The sequence below is a fragment of the Streptococcus sp. ACS2 genome (assembly GCF_000525585.1).
Classification (GTDB): Bacteria; Bacillota; Bacilli; order Lactobacillales; family Streptococcaceae; genus Streptococcus.
In genome coordinates this window covers 1-3019 of sequence record NZ_JALT01000034.1, presented here as the reverse complement: position 1 = coordinate 3019, position 3019 = coordinate 1, and the positions used below count along the sequence as shown (strand labels likewise).

At 38.9% G+C, this 3019-nt stretch carries 1 protein-coding gene and 5 pseudogenes; all 6 read left to right on the top strand.

Features of this window, described 5'->3' with window-relative positions:
• A pseudogene (locus tag HMPREF1517_RS10500) lies at positions 1–99 on the top strand (ABC transporter transmembrane domain-containing protein); the annotation flags it as partial.
• A 19-nt stretch (positions 100–118) separates the two neighbouring features.
• Positions 119–334: pseudogene (locus tag HMPREF1517_RS07265) on the top strand (CHAP domain-containing protein); the annotation flags it as partial.
• A 58-nt stretch (positions 335–392) separates the two neighbouring features.
• A pseudogene (locus HMPREF1517_RS07260) lies at positions 393–974 on the top strand (type IV toxin-antitoxin system AbiEi family antitoxin domain-containing protein).
• Positions 971–1036: pseudogene (locus HMPREF1517_RS10820) on the top strand (nucleotidyl transferase AbiEii/AbiGii toxin family protein); the annotation flags it as partial. The pseudogenes HMPREF1517_RS07260 and HMPREF1517_RS10820, both read left to right, overlap by 4 nt.
• A 165-nt stretch (positions 1037–1201) precedes the next feature.
• The gene (locus tag HMPREF1517_RS07255; RefSeq protein ID WP_037600637.1) at positions 1202–2755 is read left to right on the top strand and encodes a BCCT family transporter; all 1554 of its coding nucleotides are present in this window, start codon (positions 1202–1204) and stop codon (positions 2753–2755) included.
• Between the two features lie 9 nt (positions 2756–2764).
• A pseudogene (locus tag HMPREF1517_RS10675) lies at positions 2765–2920 on the top strand (LysR family transcriptional regulator); the annotation flags it as partial.
• Positions 2921–3019: the final 99 nt, after the last annotated feature.

Sequence of the window (3019 nt, the reverse complement as noted above, 5' to 3'; positions counted from 1 at the left end):
TATCCTAAGTGGCTAGCAATGAATTTTACGGCGGCCATTTTATTTGTTATTGCTAACTTGGGTTTGCCGACGGTTCTTGCCAGAATGATTGATGATGGTTTCCAGTGTCTTTTTGATTTTGGCGACAAGTCCACAAGCAGGAGATATTATTTCCTTTGCGGGAGGAGGACATGGCACACCAGCAGAATACGGACATGTGGCTTTCGTCGAAAAACTCTACCCAAATGGCTCATTCCTTATCTCCGAAACCAATTACAATGGCAATCCAAACTATACCTTCCGTAAATTATCTGGAGTGGATAGTAACTTGAATTTTGCGTATACGACGAAATAAAAAAGGATATGCTAACAATGACTTGATTTGTTAGCATATTGTTTTTGGAGGTGGTGATATGGATTTGTTAGAGAAACCCGTTTATAATTATATTAAAAATAATCATGGAGTAATAACTTTTCGTGATATGGAAGAGCTTAACTTTTCTTATTAACAACTGAATCAATTAGTCTCAAAAGGGAAAGTGGAATCAATTGAAAGAGGTATCTATCATCTGCCAGATACCTATATCGATGACTATTTTAGTTTACAGTACCGTTTTCCATCCTTAGAAACAGCACTTTGGTTACATGGTCTGTCCCTTACCATTCCATTTGAGCCTGTGATGACTTTTCCTTTCGGGACAAATACGAGGCCAATGAAAGAAGCTGGTGTCAAGCCAATTGTCGCTAGAAAGTATCATGAAATCGGTATTATTAGACTGGAGCGACAGGCTGGACAGTTTATCTCAGTATATGATATGGAACGAACATTAGTGGAGTGTTTGAGAACAGCTTATCATGTCGATATTCAAGTTATTGCTCCAGCTTTTCAAGCTTACTTTAAAAAAGGAGCTGTTGATTATGCCAAGTTGTATCACTATGCACAACTATTTAAAGTAACCGAAAAACTACAATCATATGTGGAGGTCTTGTCGTGAAATTTTCAAATGCTAATAGTTTCAAAGCTAAAATCAAGAATATTGCAAAAGAAAAAGGGATCTCTTTCTCAAAAGATTAGTCAAATATTTGAAGAATACGGTGCGAATATGTTGGATGTATTCGGTTGTTATATGTATAAATTAAACAATTGTGTTACAATGAAACCATATAGAATTTTAAGTTTTCTCAAAAACTTTTTATAACTAAGAACACATAAGGAGGTAAAATGGTGAAGCATTCTAAAATAACAAAAGTTTTTCAGCTTTCACTCGTCATCATATTTATTTTAGTCTTGTTAGGGCTCTTTGTTCCCCAGCAGTTTCAAAATATTAGTTCTTACTTAAAAAATCTCTTAACAACTAGTGTTGGCTGGTTTTACTTGTTATTGGTTACGGGGATTTTAATTTTTTGTGTCTTTTTAATTGTAAGTCCGATAGGGCAGATTCGCTTGGGTAATCCCACGAGTCGGCCAGAGCATTCGACGACGTCATGGATTGCCATGATGTTTTCTGCTGGAATGGGGATTGGTCTGGTCTTTTATGGGGCAGCAGAGCCTTTGAGTCACTTTGCTATCTCGACGCCCAATGCAGAAATAGGCAGTGCGGATGCTCTCGCAGATGCTTTTCGTTTTACTTTTTTTCACTGGGGATTTCATGCTTGGGCGGTCTATGCCCTGGTGGGATTGTCTTTGGCTTATTTTGGCTTTCGTAAACGGGAGAAATATCAGCTCTCAGTCGTCTTTAAGCCTCTTTTTGGAAAATATGCGGACGGACCAATAGCAACCATTATCGATACCATCACCATTATTGCGACAGTGATTGGGGTAGCGACAACGCTCGGCTTTGGTGCCTCACAAATCAATGGTGGTCTCTCCTATGTCTTTGGTATTCCTAATAATAGTCTTGTGCAAGTCATCATTATCATCATTGCGACAATTCTTTTTCTTATTTCTGCCTTATCAGGTTTAGGAAAGGGTGTTAAAATCCTATCTAATACAAACTTGATTTTAGCTGTTGTCTTGCTTGCTGGAGTCATAGTTTTGGGGCCAACGGTTAAGATATTTGACACCATGACAGACTCTATCGGCCTTTATTTTCAAAACTTCTTCCGTATGAGTTTTCGGGCGGCGGCTTTTGATGAGACCAAGCGGGCTTGGATTAACCAATGGACCATTTTTTACTGGGCATGGTGGATTTCCTGGTCACCTTTTGTGGGCGTCTTTATTGCCCGTATCTCAAAAGGTCGGACTATTCGCGAATTTTTGACAGTAGTGCTTTTGGCACCAACAGTCCTTAGTTTTATCTGGTTTTCTGCTTTTGGTACCTTATCTACTTCACTACAAGATTCGGGGGTTAATTTGATACGTTTTGCCACAGAAGAAATTCTTTTTGCCTCTTTTAATGAATATCCTCTGGGAAGTGTCCTTTCACTCCTGGCAATTATTTTAGTTTTAACCTTCTTTGTGACCTCGGCGGATTCTGCCACCTATGTTTTGGCCATGTTGTCTGAAGATGGCAATCTAAATCCAAGTAATCGTAAAAAGGTGATTTGGGGTGTCATGCTGGCCTTGATTGCTATTGCACTCATGTTTTCTGGTGGATTGACAGCTTTACAAAACACGCTCATTATTGTCGCTTTTCCATTTTCTATAGTACTAGTGTTGATGATGTGGTCGCTTATGAAAGAGTTATATCACGAAAAAGAGCAAATGGGACTCGCCATTACACCAGACCGATATCCTGAGAAGAATCAACCGTTTAAATCTTATGAGGAAAATTAGGAGGATGGCATGGAGTTAAGAGTGCTTCGTTATTTTATTACTATTGCTGAGGAGGGGAGTATCTCCAAGGCAGCTGAGAAGCTGATGATTACTTAGCCGACACTCAGTCGTCAGTTAAAAGATTTGGAGCAGGAACTTGGTGAACTTCTTTTTATCCGTGAACATATCAAGTCGCTTAATAAAGAAAACCAGGGCATCAGCTCTGGTTTTTTCTATTGCTTTTAATATTTTCATTTGTTAGAATGTAGGTGATGTGCGTGCTTG